Source organism: Pseudomonas kitaguniensis (assembly GCF_049199985.1).
Taxonomy (GTDB): Bacteria; Pseudomonadota; Gammaproteobacteria; order Pseudomonadales; family Pseudomonadaceae; genus Aquipseudomonas; species Aquipseudomonas kitaguniensis.
The window spans coordinates 36,263-52,562 of the sequence record NZ_JBLZPT010000007.1 but is presented as its reverse complement, the minus strand read 5'-3'; the positions used below and the strand labels follow the sequence as shown (position 1 = coordinate 52,562).

The 16,300-nt window shown below is 59.9% G+C and carries 16 protein-coding genes; 3 read left to right on the top strand and 13 right to left on the bottom strand.

The genetic code is table 11. From position 1 onward, the window contains the following. Positions 1–96 precede the first annotated feature (96 nt). Complete coding sequence (locus ACOZK9_RS11670) at positions 97–1,437, top strand: hemolysin family protein (protein WP_058415737.1); 1,341 nt, start codon at positions 97–99, stop codon at positions 1,435–1,437. Positions 1,438–1,441: 4 nt separating this feature from the next. Here ACOZK9_RS11670 and ACOZK9_RS11665 read toward each other — a convergent pair whose 3' ends face one another. From ACOZK9_RS11665 to ACOZK9_RS11620, 10 genes are all read right to left on the bottom strand, one after another. After that, positions 1,442–2,113, bottom strand: a complete 672-nt coding sequence (locus ACOZK9_RS11665) for a peptidoglycan DD-metalloendopeptidase family protein (RefSeq protein WP_421555878.1) — start codon at positions 2,111–2,113, stop codon at positions 1,442–1,444. A gap of 3 nt (positions 2,114–2,116) precedes the next feature. Further along, positions 2,117–2,437, bottom strand: a complete 321-nt coding sequence (locus ACOZK9_RS11660) for a helix-turn-helix domain-containing protein (RefSeq protein ID WP_058415739.1) — start codon at positions 2,435–2,437, stop codon at positions 2,117–2,119. A 4-nt stretch (positions 2,438–2,441) separates the two neighbouring features. Next, a complete protein-coding gene (locus tag ACOZK9_RS11655) occupies positions 2,442–2,765 on the bottom strand; it encodes a type II toxin-antitoxin system RelE/ParE family toxin (RefSeq protein WP_058415740.1) in 324 nt (107 codons plus the stop codon). 187 nt (positions 2,766–2,952) lie between these two features. Continuing rightward, on the bottom strand, positions 2,953–3,855 hold the full coding sequence (locus ACOZK9_RS11650) for a response regulator (RefSeq protein ID WP_058415741.1): 903 nt from the start codon (positions 3,853–3,855) through the stop codon (positions 2,953–2,955). 168 nt (positions 3,856–4,023) lie between these two features. Further along, positions 4,024–4,785, bottom strand: coding sequence for a phosphate signaling complex protein PhoU (phoU, locus tag ACOZK9_RS11645; RefSeq protein ID WP_058415742.1), 762 nt, complete (start codon positions 4,783–4,785; stop codon positions 4,024–4,026). 123 nt (positions 4,786–4,908) lie between these two features. Then, complete coding sequence (gene pstB / locus ACOZK9_RS11640) at positions 4,909–5,742, bottom strand: phosphate ABC transporter ATP-binding protein PstB (RefSeq protein WP_058415743.1); 834 nt, start codon at positions 5,740–5,742, stop codon at positions 4,909–4,911. A 93-nt stretch (positions 5,743–5,835) separates the two neighbouring features. Beyond that, positions 5,836–7,506 carry a phosphate ABC transporter permease PstA gene (pstA, locus tag ACOZK9_RS11635; RefSeq protein ID WP_058415744.1) on the bottom strand — a complete coding sequence of 557 codons (1,671 nt, stop codon included), beginning with the start codon at positions 7,504–7,506 and terminating at the stop codon, positions 5,836–5,838. Between the two features lie 15 nt (positions 7,507–7,521). Beyond that, positions 7,522–9,555 (bottom strand): ABC transporter permease subunit, encoded by a 2,034-nt coding sequence (locus ACOZK9_RS11630; protein WP_421555929.1) that lies wholly within the window; start codon positions 9,553–9,555, stop codon positions 7,522–7,524. A gap of 486 nt (positions 9,556–10,041) precedes the next feature. Continuing rightward, on the bottom strand, positions 10,042–11,028 hold the full coding sequence (locus ACOZK9_RS11625; protein ID WP_058415746.1) for a phosphate ABC transporter substrate-binding protein PstS: 987 nt from the start codon (positions 11,026–11,028) through the stop codon (positions 10,042–10,044). Between the two features lie 132 nt (positions 11,029–11,160). After that, positions 11,161–12,450 carry an MFS transporter gene (locus ACOZK9_RS11620; RefSeq protein WP_058415747.1) on the bottom strand — a complete coding sequence of 430 codons (1,290 nt, stop codon included), beginning with the start codon at positions 12,448–12,450 and terminating at the stop codon, positions 11,161–11,163. A 407-nt stretch (positions 12,451–12,857) separates the two neighbouring features. Between ACOZK9_RS11620 and ACOZK9_RS11615 the strand changes: the two genes are divergently transcribed. Both ACOZK9_RS11615 and ACOZK9_RS11610 read left to right on the top strand, forming a co-directional pair. Then, a complete protein-coding gene (locus ACOZK9_RS11615) occupies positions 12,858–13,262 on the top strand; it encodes an acyl-CoA thioesterase (RefSeq protein WP_003176975.1) in 405 nt (134 codons plus the stop codon). A 57-nt stretch (positions 13,263–13,319) separates the two neighbouring features. Beyond that, on the top strand, positions 13,320–14,219 hold the full coding sequence (locus tag ACOZK9_RS11610) for a D-hexose-6-phosphate mutarotase (protein ID WP_421555877.1): 900 nt from the start codon (positions 13,320–13,322) through the stop codon (positions 14,217–14,219). Between the two features lie 24 nt (positions 14,220–14,243). On the opposite strand, the gene ACOZK9_RS11605 is transcribed toward ACOZK9_RS11610, so the two are convergent. From ACOZK9_RS11605 to ACOZK9_RS11595, 3 genes are all read right to left on the bottom strand, one after another. Further along, positions 14,244–14,780, bottom strand: a complete 537-nt coding sequence (locus tag ACOZK9_RS11605; RefSeq protein ID WP_106575906.1) for a DUF3299 domain-containing protein — start codon at positions 14,778–14,780, stop codon at positions 14,244–14,246. 76 nt (positions 14,781–14,856) lie between these two features. After that, positions 14,857–15,102, bottom strand: a complete 246-nt coding sequence (locus tag ACOZK9_RS11600) for a GlsB/YeaQ/YmgE family stress response membrane protein (protein ID WP_010168336.1) — start codon at positions 15,100–15,102, stop codon at positions 14,857–14,859. Positions 15,103–15,208: 106 nt separating this feature from the next. Then, positions 15,209–16,294 (bottom strand): 5-(carboxyamino)imidazole ribonucleotide synthase, encoded by a 1,086-nt coding sequence (locus ACOZK9_RS11595; RefSeq protein ID WP_049710884.1) that lies wholly within the window; start codon positions 16,292–16,294, stop codon positions 15,209–15,211. Between the last annotated feature and the right edge of the window lie 6 nt (positions 16,295–16,300).

Below are 16,300 nucleotides of genomic sequence, written 5' to 3'. Positions count from 1 at the left end.
AAGCGCCCCGTCAGCCGCTACATTGACCGACTTGCGCCTGCCTTGCAGGCCTACTGCCACCCCTTATTGAACACATGGAACCTGCAAAACCCCATCATGGACCCTTCCCCTGGTATCACCCTCGCTACACTCTTCGCCGACTTCGGCATGATTCTTTTTGCACTGGTCCTGGTACTGCTCAACGGTTTTTTCGTTGCGGCGGAATTTGCCATGGTCAAACTGCGCGCCACGCGGGTCGAGGCCATCGCCCACAAAAACGGCTGGCGCGGGCAGATCCTGCGCACCGTGCACAACCAGCTCGACGCCTACCTGTCGGCCTGCCAGTTGGGTATTACCCTCGCCTCTCTGGGCCTCGGTTGGGTCGGTGAGCCAGCCTTTGCGCATATCCTCGAGCCGTTGCTGGGCGCTGTGGGCGTCGAGTCGCCGGAAGTGATCAAAGGCGTGTCGTTCTTTGCCGCCTTCTTCGTGATTTCCTACCTGCACATCGTGATCGGTGAACTGGCGCCCAAGTCCTGGGCGATTCGCAAACCCGAGTTGCTCTCGCTGTGGACGGCCGTGCCGCTCTACCTGTTCTACTGGGCGATGTACCCGGCGATCTACCTGCTCAACGCCAGCGCCAACGCCATTCTGCGTATCGCCGGCCAAGGCGAGCCTGGCCCGCACCATGAACACCATTACAGCCGCGAAGAGCTCAAGCTGATCCTGCACTCCAGCCGTGGCCAGGACCCGAGCGACCAAGGCATGCGCGTGCTGGCTTCGGCCGTGGAGATGGGCGAGCTGGAAGTGGTCGACTGGGCCAACTCACGGGAAGACTTGGTGACGCTGGACTTCAACGCCCCGCTCAAGGAAATCCTCGCGCTGTTCCGTCGCCACAAATTCAGCCGCTACCCGGTGTATGACGCGGTGCGCAACGAGTTTGTCGGCCTGCTGCACATCAAGGATTTGCTGCTGGAGCTGGCTGCGCTGGATCACATTCCCGAGTCGTTCAATTTGGCCGAACTGACGCGCCCGCTGGAGCGCGTGTCGCGGCACATGCCGCTGTCGCAGTTGCTGGAGCAGTTCCGCAAAGGCGGCGCGCACTTTGCCCTGGTGGAAGAGGCCGACGGCAACATCATCGGCTACCTGACCATGGAAGACGTGCTTGAAGTGCTCGTCGGCGATATTCAGGACGAGCACCGCAAGGCCGAGCGCGGCATCCTCGCCTACCAGCCGGGCAAACTGCTGGTGCGTGGCGACACGCCGCTGTTCAAGGTGGAACGCCTGCTGGGCGTTGACCTCGACCACATCGAAGCCGAAACCCTGGCCGGCCTGATCTACGACACCTTGAAACGCGTGCCGGAAGAAGAGGAAGTGCTCGAAGTTGAAGGCTTGCGCATCATCATCAAGAAGATGAAAGGGCCGAAGATCGTATTGGCCAAGGTGCTGTTGCTGGACTAACGCCTCAGTTGCCCAACGCAAAGTTGGGCAATGTGCCTACGGGCTGGTTGAACTCATACGGGATCGACACCAGCCCCGTCTCAGTGGCGCGCTGCACCACAAAGTGCAGGTGTGGCCCGCTGCTGTTACCGGTATTGCCCGACAACGCCAGCGGGCTGCCTGCCGCCACACGCTGCCCGACCCGCACGCTGACCGAACCTTGCTTGAGGTGCAGGTACACGCCCTCAGTGCCGTCATCGTGCTGCACCCGCACAAAATTGCCTGACGCATCACCGCCATGCCCGGCTTGATCATTCTCGGTCTTCACCACCCTGCCGCTGCGCGCCGCGATGACCTGAGTCCCTTCGGGCATGGCAATATCCAGGGCGTAGCGGCTCTTGGCGTCGGTGTGGCTAAAGCTGCCGTTCGGCCCTTGGCTCAGGCGAAACGGCCCGCCACGCCACGGCACCGGATAACGATAGGCGCGCTGTGGATAACGCGTTTGAGGCACGCCCGGCACCGGCCGCTGCGCTCGCGCCGGTGTGCGCTCCTGAATCACAAACGCCTGAGCGCCAGGGCTTGGCTGGTCGCTGAAAAACACCACGCCATTAGCATCGGTGGCTTTGTAGAGGGTCATGCACATGGCCGAGGTCGCGGCGGTGAACAGCCCACAAAACAGCAGTGCGCGCATAAGCAAAAGTCAGTGACAAGGCTGTGTAAGGTCATGCGTCAGCACGCTAAAACAGATGTCCACGTCCAGCTGTGCGGCCGCCGATAAGTTGACTAATGCATCGAGAGAAAACTTATCGATCTTGCCATTAAGCACGTCATTAAGGCGAGGCTGGCTGATACCGAGCCGTTGCGCTGCATCCTTCTGAGAAAGCTCCCAACCACGAATGGTCTTGCACAGTTCCAAAAGCAGCTTTGAGCGCAGGCGCATGTTGGCGGCTTGCTGGGGCGTCTCTTCCAGGGCATCCCAAACACTGCTGAAATGTTCGGTGTGAATTTTTGGGTCTGTCATGGGCTTAACCTAACTCCTGCAATCTGGCGCGAGCCAGTTCGATGTCACGCGCTTCAGTTTTCTGTGTGGTCTTGCGCAGTGCGTGCAGCACATAGACAGCTTGAGGCCGACTGACCACATAGAACACTCGAAACGCTCCCGATTCCTCAGCGATGCGAATCTCACTGACACCCCTACCGATGGTTTTCATGGGCTTGCAGTCAAAAGGCTGTTCACCCTGTTGCAATAAGTCCAACTGAAAACCTGCTGCCCTTCGGGCATCCAGAGGGAATGCCTTCAGATCCTTTAGCGAACTTCCTAAAAACACCACATCCTTGTGCCTCGGTATTAGCTTCTCCTTTGCTGGAAAGAAAAAGCGTAATCGACGATTCGACTATAAGCGCTGGAGGTGTGTTTCAAGGCATCGCAAAGGCTTGATAAAGTCGCTGCGACATCAAGAGAATTTATCTAAACCGATATAGATCAAGCCACTCAACGGGAATCAGACAGCCGGTCGATTCCCGCTACTCAGGCGATCACGCACCCGGCACAAAATGCTTCTGCGCCGTACCGCGCGCGATCAGCCGGGAGATGTAGTCGAGCTTTTGGGCATCCTGGTCGATGAACCGGAAGGTCAGTTGCAGCCAGTCGCTGTCGGGCTTCGGCTCGAAAGCAACAATGGCGTGCAGGTAGCCGTTGAGGCGGGCTACTTCGGCGTTGTCGCCTTGCTCAAGGTCAAGTACCGCGCTTTCCAGTACTTGGGGCAGGACTTCGCCGCGACGCACCACCAGCAGCGCTTCCTTGATGCTAAGCGCCTTGATTACGCACTGCTGGGTGCCGCTGGACAGGCGCAATTGGCCTTGACCACGACCGCCGGCCGGCGACGCCGAGACAGGGGCTGGTGCGGGCGGGTTATTAAGCAGGCCTTTGCTCGGCGCGGCCGCTACCGGCGCCGATTTGACCGCCTCAGGCTTGCCGCCGGTCAGGGCGCTCAAGGAATCGTTGCCGAAGGCCGAGTTCATCTTGGTCGGCGCACTGGCAATCAACGCGTCAAGGCGGCCGACTTTGTGCAGCGCCTGCCTGACCTTGCTCAGCAACTGTTCGTTGGTGAACGGCTTGCTGACGTAGCCGGATACACCGGCCTGAATCGCCTGAACCACGTTTTCCTTGTCGCCACGGCTGGTCACCATCACAAACGGCATGGCCTTGAGGTGCGCTTGCTCGCGGCACCAGGTCAGCAGTTCAAGGCCAGACATCTCGGGCATTTCCCAGTCGCACAGCACCAGGTCGAAGGTCTCGCGCATCAGGATGGCTTGGGCCTTTTTACCGTTCACCGCGTCTTCAAGCTTGATCCCCGGGAAGTAGTTGCGCAGGCACTTCTTTACCAGGTCGCGGATAAACGAGGCGTCATCCACCACCAGTACACTGACTTTACTCATCGACCCTTCATCCTATAAAAACTTCGGCACGCAGAACGCCTGACTGATGGCATTTTGCCAAAACTTGCTAATCACAGCCGGTTTTTATTACTCCCGCTGCGCGAATAATTCAGCTGCCACAAACAAAAACGCCCGACCAAAGGCCGGGCGTTAATTTCTCGGGCAACCTTACTTATCGTCAGATTCGCCCGAAACATTAGGGATTTGATCGGCTGAGCCTTCAACTTCGGCCTTCATGCGCTTAAGGCCCATGTGCCGCACGTCGGTGCCGCGCACCAGATAAATCACCAGCTCAGAGATATTACGCGCATGGTCGCCGATTCGCTCCAGAGAGCGTAGCACCCAGATGATGCTCAATACCCGCGAAATAGACCGCGGGTCTTCCATCATGTAAGTGGCCAGCTCACGCAGGGCGGTCTTGTACTCGCGGTCGATGATCTTGTCGTACTGGGCCACCGACAACGCCAGGTCGGCGTCGAAGCGGGCAAAGGCGTCAAGCGCATCGCGCACCATGTTGCGCACTTGGTCGCCGATATGCCGCACCTCTACATAACCACGCGGCGCTTCGCCCTCTTCGCAGAGCTGAATAGCGCGACGCGCGATTTTGGTCGACTCGTCGCCGATGCGCTCCAGGTCGATCACTGACTTGGAGATACTGATGATCAAACGCAGGTCGGACGCCGCGGGTTGGCGACGCGCGAGAATGCGCAGGCATTCTTCATCGATGTTGCGTTCCATCTGATTGATCTGGTCATCAATGTCGCGCACTTGCTGGGCCAGGCCCGAGTCGGCCTCGATCAGCGCGGTAACCGCATCGTTGACTTGCTTCTCTACCAGCCCGCCCATTGCCAGGAGGTGGCTGCGCACTTCCTCAAGCTCGGCGTTGAACTGCGCGGAGATGTGATGGGTGAGTCCTTCCTTCGAAATCATGGTTTTGCTCCGCAAATCTAATTTAGCCGCAAGCTACAAGCTGCAAGCCACAAGCTGATTTGTATCGTTACGCTGAACTGCCTTTACTGGCCGCTTGAAGCGTGCGGCTTGCAGCTGCTCCAACTAGCCATAACGACCGGTGATGTAGTCTTCGGTCTGTTTTTTAGCTGGGTTGGTGAACAGCGTATCGGTGTCGCCGAACTCGACCAGCTTGCCCATGTACATAAAGGCCGTGTAGTCGGAAACCCGCGCGGCCTGTTGCATGTTGTGGGTGACGATGACGATGGTGAATTTGGATTTGAGCTCGTAGATCAGCTCTTCAACTTTCAGTGTCGAAATCGGGTCGAGCGCAGAGCAGGGTTCGTCGAGCAGCAAGACTTCCGGCTCCACCGCGATGGTGCGGGCGATGACCAAACGTTGCTGCTGGCCACCGGACAGGCCGAGTGCCGATTCGTGCAGGCGGTCTTTAACCTCGTCCCACAGCGCGGCGCCTTTAAGCGCCCACTCAACGGCTTCATCAAGAATGCGTTTTTTGTTGATGCCCTGGATGCGCAGGCCGTACACCACGTTTTCGTAGATGGTCTTGGGGAACGGGTTGGGCTTCTGGAACACCATGCCCACGCGGCGACGCAACTCTGCCACGTCTTCGCCCTTGCGGTAGATGTTGGTGCCGTAGAGGTTGATCGCGCCTTCTACACGGCAGCCGTCCACCAGGTCGTTCATGCGGTTGAAGGTGCGCAGCAGCGTGGACTTGCCGCAGCCGGACGGGCCGATAAAGGCGGTCACGCGCTGCTTGGGGATATTCATGCTGACATCGAACAGCGCCTGCTTCTCACCGTAATACAGGCTCAGGCCCGGCACTTCGATGGCCACGGTTTCCTGGGCCAGACTCAGGCTCTGTTTGTCGCGACCCAAGGCCTGCATGTTGATGCCGTGGGTAGGGGTTTCGTGTTGCATGGTCTCACTCCGTTCGTAGCTGCCAGCTTCTAGCTGCAAGCTGCAAGATTTGAGCAAAAGCGGCTTGTAGCTTGCCGCTTGTGGCTAATAGCTTTAGCTGTCCAGCGCTTTGTACTTCTCGCGCAGGTGGTTACGAATCCACACCGCCGACAGGTTAAGCGTGGCAATCACCAGCACCAGCAGCAAGGCGGTGGCGTAGACCAACGGCCGTGCGGCTTCGACGTTAGGGCTTTGGAAGCCGACGTCATAAATATGGAAGCCCAAGTGCATGATCTTCTGATCCAGGTGCAGGTAAGGGTAGTTACCATCCAGCGGCAGCGACGGTGCCAACTTCACCACACCCACCAGCATCAGCGGCGCCACTTCACCGGCGGCGCGGGCCACGGCGAGGATCATGCCGGTCATCATCGCCGGGCTGGCCATCGGCAGCACGATCTTCCACAGCGTTTCGGCTTTGGTCGCGCCGAGTGCCAGCGAGCCTTCGCGCACCGTGCGCGGAATCCGCGCCAGGCCTTCTTCGGTGGCCACGATCACCACCGGCACTGCCAGCAGCGCCAGCGTCAGCGAGGCCCAGAGCAGGCCCGGCGTGCCGAAGGTCGGGGCCGGCAGGGCTTCGGCGAAGAACAGACGGTCGACCGAGCCGCCCAGTACGTACACAAAGAAGCCCAAGCCGAACACGCCGTAAACAATCGCCGGTACGCCCGCCAGGTTGTTCACGGCAATGCGGATAATCCGCGTCAGCGTGTTTTGTTTGGCGTACTCACGCAGGTAGACCGCCGCCAGCACGCCGAACGGGGTCACGATCATCGCCATGATCAGGGTCATCATTACGGTGCCGAAGATCGCCGGGAAAATCCCGCCTTCGGTGTTGGCTTCCCGTGGGTCGTCGCTGAGGAATTCCCAGACCTTGCTGAAGTAGAAGCCGACCTTGGTGATGTAGCCCATGGCGTTCGGCTGGTAGGCATGCACGACTTTGCCGATGCCGATTTCGAGTTCTTTGCCGTTGGCATCGCGGGCGGTCAGGCTGTCGCGATTGAACTGGGTGTGCAGGTCAGCCAGGCGCGCTTCGATGTCCTTGTAGCGGTTGTTCAGTTCGGCGCGGCCGCTGTCCATATCAGCCTGAGCGGTAGCGTCCAGCTTGCCTTCCAGCTCCAGCTTGCGACCGTGCAGGCGGATGCGTTCCAGCCCGGCGTTGATCGCGCCGATGTCGGTTTTTTCCAGGCTCTTGAGCTGCGCCGCCAGCTTGTTCACGCGTTCGACACGCGCTTGCAGCTCCGGCCACGCCGCTTCGCCTTGAGCGATGACCTTGCCATCCTGCTTGACGTTGACCAGGGTGCCGTAGAAGTTGCCCCACTCACGACGCTCGATGGCCATCAGCTCTGCCGGCTTGGTCTGGTCCTTCAGCCACTCGCCGACAATCCAGGTGAAATCGTTGCCGTTCAAGTCGCGGTTGCCGACCTTGATCAGCTCGCGGGTCATGAACTCCGGGCCTTGGTCGGGCACCGGCAGGCCAGCGCTTTTCAGGCGCTCGCGGGGTACTTCTTCCTTCTGCACCACTTCGCCGATGACAATATGGTTTTCCTGGCCCGGCACGTTGTAGTTGGCCTGGATCAGGTCGGCCGGCCAGAAGTGGCCCAAACCACGCACCGCAATCACAGCCAGCAAACCGATGGTCATGATGACCGCGATGGACACTGCGCCACCGCTGATCCAGACGCCGGGGGCGCCGCTCTTGAACCATCCATTCAGGGAGTTCTGTTTCACAGACTTCTACCTTTCTTAAAGCGACGAGTATTTCTTGCGCAGACGCTGACGAATCAGCTCGGCGAGGGTGTTCATGATGAAGGTGAACAACAGCAGCACCAGCGCCGAGAGGAACAGCACGCGGTAGTGGCTGCCGCCGACTTCCGACTCAGGCATCTCCACCGCGACGTTGGCCGCCAATGTGCGCAGGCCTTCGAACAGGTTCATCTCCATCACCGGCGTGTTACCGGTCGCCATCAGCACGATCATGGTCTCGCCCACAGCGCGGCCCATGCCGATCATCAGCGCCGAGAAAATCCCCGGGCTGGCGGTCAGGATCACCACGCGCGTCATGGTCTGCCACGGCGTGGCACCCAGGGCCAGCGAGCCCAGCGTCAGGCCGCGCGGCACGCTGAACACGGCGTCTTCGGCGATGGAGTAGATGTTCGGGATCACCGCAAAGCCCATGGCCAGGCCGACGACCAGGGCGTTGCGCTGGTCGTAGGTGATGCCAAGGTCGTGGGAGATCCACATGCGCATGTCGCCGCCGAAGAACCAGGTTTCCAGGTACGGGCTCATGTACAGCGAGAGCCAGCCCACAAACAGGATCACCGGGATCAGGATCGCGCTTTCCCAGCCATCCGGCACCCGCAGGCGGATCGAGTCCGGCAGGCGACTGAAGACAAAACCGGCGACCAGAATACCGATCGGCAACAGCATCAGCAGGCTGAAAATACCCGGCAGATGCCCTTCCACATACGGCGCCAGGAACAGGCCCGCGAAGAAGCCGAGGATCACCGTCGGCATCGCTTCCATCAGCTCGATCACCGGCTTGACCTTGCGGCGCAGGCTTGGGGCCATGAAGTAGGCGGTATAAATGGCGGCGGCGACGGCCAGCGGTGCGGCCAACAACATCGCATAGAACGCGGCTTTCAGCGTACCGAAGGTCAGCGGCGCCAGGCTCATTTTAGGTTCGAAATCGGTGTTGGCGGCGGTCGATTGCCAGACGTATTTAGGCTCGTCGTAGTTTTCGTACCAGACCTTGCTCCACAACGCGCTCCACGACACTTCCGGGTGCGGGTTGTCGAGCGTCAAGGGTTGCAGCTTGCCGCCGGCTTCGACGATCACACGGTTGGCGCGTGGCGACAGGCCGAACAGGCCTGGGCCGTCGACCACCGGGTCAACCAACAGGGTGCGGTGCGCGGTGCTGTGGAACACGCCGAACTTGCCGGAGGCGTCGAGGGCAGTGAAGCCTTTGCGACGCTCTTCAGCGGTGATTTCAACAATCGGCGAGGTGCCCATCTGGAAGGTGCGAATTTGCTTCAGGTGCTGCTCGCCATCCGGGTCGCGGGCCATGAACCATTGCGCCAGGCCACCCTTGGAGTTACCGACGATCAACGAAATACCGCCGACCAGTTGGGTGCTGGCGGTGATTTCAGCGGCGCCGTCTTCGAGCAATTTATAGCGACCGTTGAGGCTCTTGTCGCGCAGGCTGAACACATCGGCAAGGGCACGGCCGTTGATCACATACAGCCACTGCTGGCGTGGGTCGATAAAGATCGCCTTCACCGGCTCGGTCATTTGCGGCAGCTCGACACGCTTCTGCTCGCTGGTGACTTCACCGGTCATCATGTTTTCTTCGCGGCTCAGCGTCAGCACGTTCAAGTACGAACCGGCAGAACCTGCAACCACCAACGACGAATCGGTGGCATTGAGCGCGACGTGCTCCAGCGGACGGCCCTGCTCATCAAGCACGATCGGCGTGTCACCGTAAGGGTATTCAATCGCCGGCGTGATGGTCTTGTTGCCATCCGGGTAGGACACCTTGTACGTGTGGCGGAACACCAGGGACTGGCCATTCGACAAACCAAGAATCACCAGCGGGCTGCCCGGCTGGTCTTTACCGATAGACACGACACTGGCGCCGGCCGGCAGCGGCAAGTCGACACGCTTGAGCTCGTCACCGGTTTGCACATTAAAGAACAGCGCCTGGCCCTTGTCGGATACGCGCATGGCGACCTGGTTCTGTTCTTCAAGGGAGATCAGCAACGGCTTGCCGGCGTCCTGAATCCAGGCGGGCGTCAGCGCGTCTTCCTTGGTCAGCGAAGCCCCCTGGAACAAGGGCGCGACGACGTAGGCAAGGAAGAAGAAAATCAGGGTAATCGCACCGAGGACGGCGAGGCCGCCAATCAACACATACCAACGGGTCAGGCGATCTTTGAGCGCACGAATACGGCGCTTGCGTTGCAGCTCAGGCGTATTGAAATCAATGCGCTTGGGAGGGGAAATCGTCGTCATGGTGGAATTGGCCAGATCATTCATGCGCACACCCTAGCGGTCCTGTATGACAGAAAGATGACAGTGCAGTGACGCAAGAAATCCGCCGCGTAGCAGGGCTGCCAGCGGACTAAAGAATTAGGGGTGTAGACGGTTTAGTGTGGGAGCGGGCTTGCCCGCCATGGCATCAATGCGGTTTCAACTCTACACCGCGTCGCCAGCATCGCGGGCAAGCCCGCTCCCACACAAAAGCATGCATCTACACCAGGTATTGCAGGCTTAGTTGCCTTCTTTCAAACCCAGGTCAGCCAGGGCCTTGGTGACAACTTTGGCCGGCAGTGGGATGTAGCCGTCTTTTACCACGACTTCCTGGCCCTGTTTGGACAGAACCAGTTTCACGAACTCAGCTTCCAGCGGGGCCAGAGGCTTGTTCGGGGCTTTGTTGACGTAAACGTAGAGGAAGCGCGACAGCGGGTATTTGCCGTTCAGGGCGTTTTCTTCGCTGTCTTCGATGAAGTCAGTGCTGCCTTTTTTGGCCAGGGCCACGGTCTTCACGCTGGCAGTCTTGTAGCCGATGCCCGAGTAACCGATGCCGTTCAGCGAAGAGCTGATCGACTGCACAACCGAAGCCGAACCAGGTTGTTCGTTCACGTTAGGCTTGTAGTCGCCTTTGCACAGGGCCTCTTCCTTGAAGTAGCCGTAAGTGCCGGATACCGAGTTGCGACCAAACAGTTGCACTGGCTTGTTGGCCAGGTCGCCGGTCACACCCAGGTCGCCCCAGGTTTTCACGTCGGCTTTGGCACCGCACAGACGCGTCGAGGAGAAGATCGCATCGACCTGTTCCATGGTCAGGTGCTGGATCGGGTTGTCTTTGTGCACGAACACCGCCAGGGCATCCACAGCCACCGGGATAGCGGTTGGCTTGTAGCCGTACTTCTGCTCGAAGGCAGCCAGTTCGGTGTCCTTCATCTTGCGGCTCATCGGGCCCAGGTTAGAGGTGCCTTCAGTCAGCGCAGGTGGTGCAGTGGCGGAGCCGGCAGCCTGAATCTGGATGTTGACGTTCGGGTATTCCTTTTTATAGGACTCAGCCCACAAGGTCATCAGGTTAGCCAGAGTGTCGGAACCAACGCTGGACAAGTTGCCCGATACGCCAGTGGTCTTGGCGTAAGCCGCAATTGCCGGGTCAACACCAGCGGCCACCGCGTGGGCGGTCGCAACGCTAGCAGCGACAAAAGTCATTGCCGCCATCAAACGCTTCAGTTTCATGCCTTGCTCCTAGCAGATAGGGATAATTGGAACGGGGCCAAGTATCGAGAGGCCGTGTGAACACTCTATGTCCGAAATATGACAATTGGATGAAAGGCCACTACCGCAAAGCATGTGAAATATCATCAGAGGTCAACGACCGCGCGCCCACAGATACCCGCCCACCACCATCCCCATCACACAAATGACCGCAACGTAGTAAGCCGGGCCCATCGGGCTCTCTTTCATCAACAGCGACACCGCCAACGGCGTCAGCCCGCCAAATACCGCATAAGCCACGTTATAGGAGAACGACAAGCCGCTGAAACGCACCACCGGCGGGAAGGCTTTGACCATCACGTAGGGCACCACACCGATGGTGCCTACACACAAGCCGGTCAAGGCGTACAGCGGGAACAGCCATTCGGGGTAGGCGACGAGGCTGTGATAAAGCGTCCAGGAGCTGCTCAGCAACAGCAGGCAACCCACGACCAGCACGCGGCCGGCGCCGAAGCGGTCGGCCAGTGCGCCGGAAAGAACACAGCCGAGGCTCAGGGTGATGATGGCCAGGCTGTTGGCTTGCAGGGAAACGGTCGGGCTGAAGTGGTAGACGGTTTGCAGCACGCTCGGGGTCATCAAGATGACCACGATGATGCCGGCGGACAGCAACCAGGTCAGCAGCATCGACAGCACGATGGCGCCACGGTGGTCACGCAGCACCGTGCCCAGTGGCAGTTCGGCGGCCAAGGTCTTGCGTTGCTGCATCTCGGCGAAAATCGGTGTTTCATGCAACCAGCGACGCAGGTACACCGACAGCAGGCCAAACACACCGCCGAGCAAGAACGGGATGCGCCAGGCGAAATCCGACACCTGCTCCGGGCTATAAAGAGTGTTGATGGCAGTGGCCACCAGCGAACCCAGCAGGATACCGGCGGTGAGGCCGCAGGTCAGCGTGCCGCAGGCATAGCCGATATGGCGCGACGGTACGTGTTCGGAGACGAACACCCACGCGCCGGGGACTTCGCCGCCAATTGCCGCGCCCTGAATAACGCGCATCAGCAGCAACAGGATCGGCGCCCACAGGCCGATCTGCGCGTAGGTCGGCAGCAGGCCCATGATCAGGGTCGGCACGGCCATCATGAAAATGCTCAGCGTAAACATCTTCTTGCGGCCCAGCAGGTCGCCGAAGTGCGCCATGATGATGCCGCCCAGCGGGCGCGCCAGGTAGCCGGCGGCGAAGATGCCGAAGGTCTGCATCTGGCGCATCCACTCCGGCATGTCGAGCGGGAAGAACAGTTTTCCGACCACGGTGGCGAAAAACACGAAAATGATGAAATCGTAGAACTCAAGCGCCCCGCCCAAGGCAGACAGCGACAGGGTTTTGTAGTCGTTGCGGGTCAGCGGGCGCGACGGTTGCGCGCTGCTTTCGGGCACGGAGGACATGGCAAGGCTTCTCTTATTAGTCAGAACGGCAAGCACATAGCTTGGGCAGAGCCAGAAGGGGTTCGGCAAGATAGCAAATCGCTTGCAAAAGCACACCAGAAGCACAGTTGCTGTAAAAAGCCCCGATACAGCCACTAATTGCCGACCAAATGAGCGCCGGGTGGTCGTCGTGGCGTCAGGGTGTCGATATACTCGGCCCTTGCCAGCGTCAGAGCCGCAGGCTTGAGGGGCTGCTGTGCCAAACCGCCGTTGGGCGCCACCCAGCCGGTTTGGCAGAGTTTCCCTTTAGTACGCCTTACGAGAAACGTGTCGAACGGAGTATGTTGGTGCTGAAACGTTTTTCCACCAGTCGGCTATCCACTTTGCTACACCTATAAAAAGCGTCACGGGTCAGAGGCACCCCCGGCATGATCGAACTCGAACAAGAAGATCCTATCCCGCAAGGCGATCTCGCCCTGCAAATCACCGCGCTCCCGCGTGAAACCAATGGCTTCGGCGATATATTCGGCGGCTGGTTGGTTGCGCAGATGGATTTGGCCGGCACTGCAATGGCCAGCAAGGTCGCGGGCGGCCGCGTGGCCACCGTGGCGATTGATCGCATGGCCTTTTTGGTGCCGGTGGCGGTTGGCGCGCAATTGTCCTTCTATACCCAGGCGCTGGAAATCGGCCGCAGCTCGATCCAGATGATGGTCGAAGTGTGGAGCGACGACCCGCTGTCCAGCGAATGGCGCAAGGTTACCGAGGCGGTGTTCGTGTTTGTCGCCATCGATGGCAGCGGCCGCACGCGCTCGGTTCCATCGCGCGCGCGTTAAACCTCGCAGGGTTTTGACGGTCAATTGCCCCATTGCCTGCCATTAAGAGTGCCTGTTATGCCTACGCCCCACGTAGAGAACGTGCAAATCGACCAACTGGACTGCTGGCGCATCCGCCACAACGGCGCCGAACTGATGGTGGCCCAACAGGGCGCACACATTTTCAGTTACCAGCGCCAGGGCGAACAGCCGCTGATTTGGCCTAACCAACAGGCCGTGTTCAAAAAGGGCAAAGGCATTCGTACCGGTGTGCCGGTGTGCTGGCCGTGGTTTGGCGTGTTTGACCGTAACCCGCAAAGCGTGAAGGCCATGCGCCAGAGTGACGAGCCGGCCGGCGCGCATGGTTTTGTGCGCACCGCGACCTGGACGCTCGACACGGTGACGCCGGTTGGCGACGCGCTTCAGGTGGATCTGCTACTGCCGGTGCCCGAGGATGGCTTCCCCGGTTGGCCGCATCAGGTTGACCTGAAGCTGAGCCTGCTGTTGGACGATCAGCTGCACATTCGCCTGACCAGCCATAACCGCGGCACCGACACCGTGACCCTCAGCCAGGCGCTGCACAGCTACTTCGCCGTAAGCGACGTGCGTAACGTGCAGGTCGAAGGCCTCGACGGGCTGGCGTATATCGACACCGCTGACGGCTGGACCGAGAAAACGCAAACCGGCCTGCTGCATTTCACCGCCGAGACCGATCGCATCTATCTTGATACGCCGTCCCAACTGAGCATTGTCGATAAAGACTGGCAGCGCCGCATCCAGCTGACGGCCGAGGGCTCGACGTCGACCGTTATCTGGAACCCCTGGACTGAACGCGCCAAAGCGTTTGACGACATGGCCGATGATGGCTGGCAGGGCATGCTGTGCATCGAAACGGCCAATGTGCTGGACGATGTGGTGAGTCTGGCGCCGGGCGAAAGTCACACGCTGGGTGTGAGCATCCGCGGCCTCACCTTGTAAACATGTGGGCGCAGGTGTTGGGCTTTAGAGGTCGGACTCTTTTACCGCCCTCACCTTTCCCGCATCCAGCGCGTACGCCGCATCGGCCAAGTCGTTGTTGACCTTCTCGACCTTCAATGTGCCAGTCACCCACAGCGGCGTGTAAATATCATCCAGCTTCAACCCCTTTGGGTAGCGCACCAGCACCAACTGGTTAGGCGGCGGTGGTGGCACGTGGATGCAAGCGCCAGGGTACGGCACCAGGAAGAACAGCGTGCTGCGGCCCTTGGCGTCGGTTTCCAATGGCACGGGGTAGCCGCCGATGCGGATGTTCTTGCCGTTCATGGCGGCCACGGTTTTGGTGGAATACATCACCGCCGGCAAACCCTTGCTCTGTTTCAAGCCACCTTTGTCGGTGAACGTGCCTTGGGCTTCGGGGGAGTTGTGGTCGATTTCAGGCATTGCTTCAAGGGCTTTCTGATCCGACAGCGGCATCAGGTCGAGCCAGTCGGTTTCCGGCAATTCGCCAGCGTGGGCAAGGCCAGAGCCTAGCAAAAGGAGAGTCAGCAGAAGACGGCGCATGGAGAGGCTCGGCAATTACAAGTGGCGAGCATTCTAACCCTCTGCGCCTGCGCAGCGCAGAGGGCTCGACGCTAAATCATTTTTTTCGCAGCAGACCGTAAATCACCAGCAGCACGATGGCGCCGATCAGCGCACCGATAAAGCCTGCGCCTTGGCCTGCCTGGTAGATGCCCAGGGCCTGACCACCGTAGGTGGCGACCAGGGAACCTGCGATACCCAGCAGGATGGTCATGATCCAGCCCATGCTGTCGTCGCCAGGCTTGAGGAAACGTGCGAGCAGACCGACGATCAAGCCGATAAAGATGGTTCCGATGATACCCATGGCATTTCCCTCTGATTGAATGTGAGTCATGACAAAGCCTAGTCAGGCTTTACCATCCTGCAATCAGAGAGACGACGGTGACCAATGGTTCCCGCCGTCGCACCGGTTATTGCTCGGCGATCAGCGCCTCAACCTTGAGGATCTGCGCCTCAAGGGTCGCGCGGTCCTTGCAACGCAGGTTGGCGTGGCCGACTTTGCGCCCGGCCTTGAAGGCTTTGCCGTAGTGATGCAGATGGCAGTCATCAATCGCGATGACTTTTTCCACCGGCGGCACAACCCCGATGAAGTTGAGCATGGCGCTCTCGCCGACCTTGGCCGTGGAACCCAATGGCAAGCCCGCCACCGCCCGCAGGTGGTTTTCGAACTGGCTGCACTCGGCGCCTTCGGTGGTCCAGTGCCCGGAGTTGTGCACACGCGGGGCGATTTCGTTGGCCTTGAGGCCGCCGTCGACTTCAAAGAACTCGAACGCCATCACGCCGACGTAATCCAGCTGCTTGAGCACACGGCTGGAGTAGTCTTCGGCCAAGGCCTGCAACGGATGGTCGGTGCTCGCCACAGACAGCTTGAGGATGCCGCTGTCATGCGTGTTGTGCACCAACGGGTAGAAGCGGGTTTCGCCATCGCGCGCGCGCACCGCGATCAACGAGACTTCACCGGTGAATGGCACGAAGCCTTCCAGCAAGCAGGCCACGCTGCCCAGCTCGGCAAAAGTGCCGACCACATCGGCGGCGGTGCGCAGGACTTTCTGGCCCTTGCCGTCGTAACCCAGGGTGCGGGTTTTCAGCACGGCGGGCAGGCCGATACTGGCGACGGCGGCGTCCAGGTCTGCCTGGGACTGAATGTCGGCAAACGCCGGCGTCGGAATGCCGAGGTCCTTGAACATGCTTTTCTCGAACCAACGGTCGCGAGCAATGCGCAAGGCTTCGGCGCTCGGGTACACCGGTACGAACTGCGACAGGAAAGCCACGGTTTCGGCCGGGACGCTTTCGAACTCGAAGGTCACCAGGTCGACTTCATCGGCCAATTGGCGCAAGTGGTCCGGGTCGCTGTAGTCAGCGCGCAAGTGTTCACCCAGGGCTGAGGCGCAAGCGTCCGGCGCGGGGTCCAGGAACGCGAAGTTCATCCCCAGCGGGGTACCCGCCAGGGCCAGCATACGGCCCAATTGGCCGCCACCGATTACACCGATTTTCATCGTCAA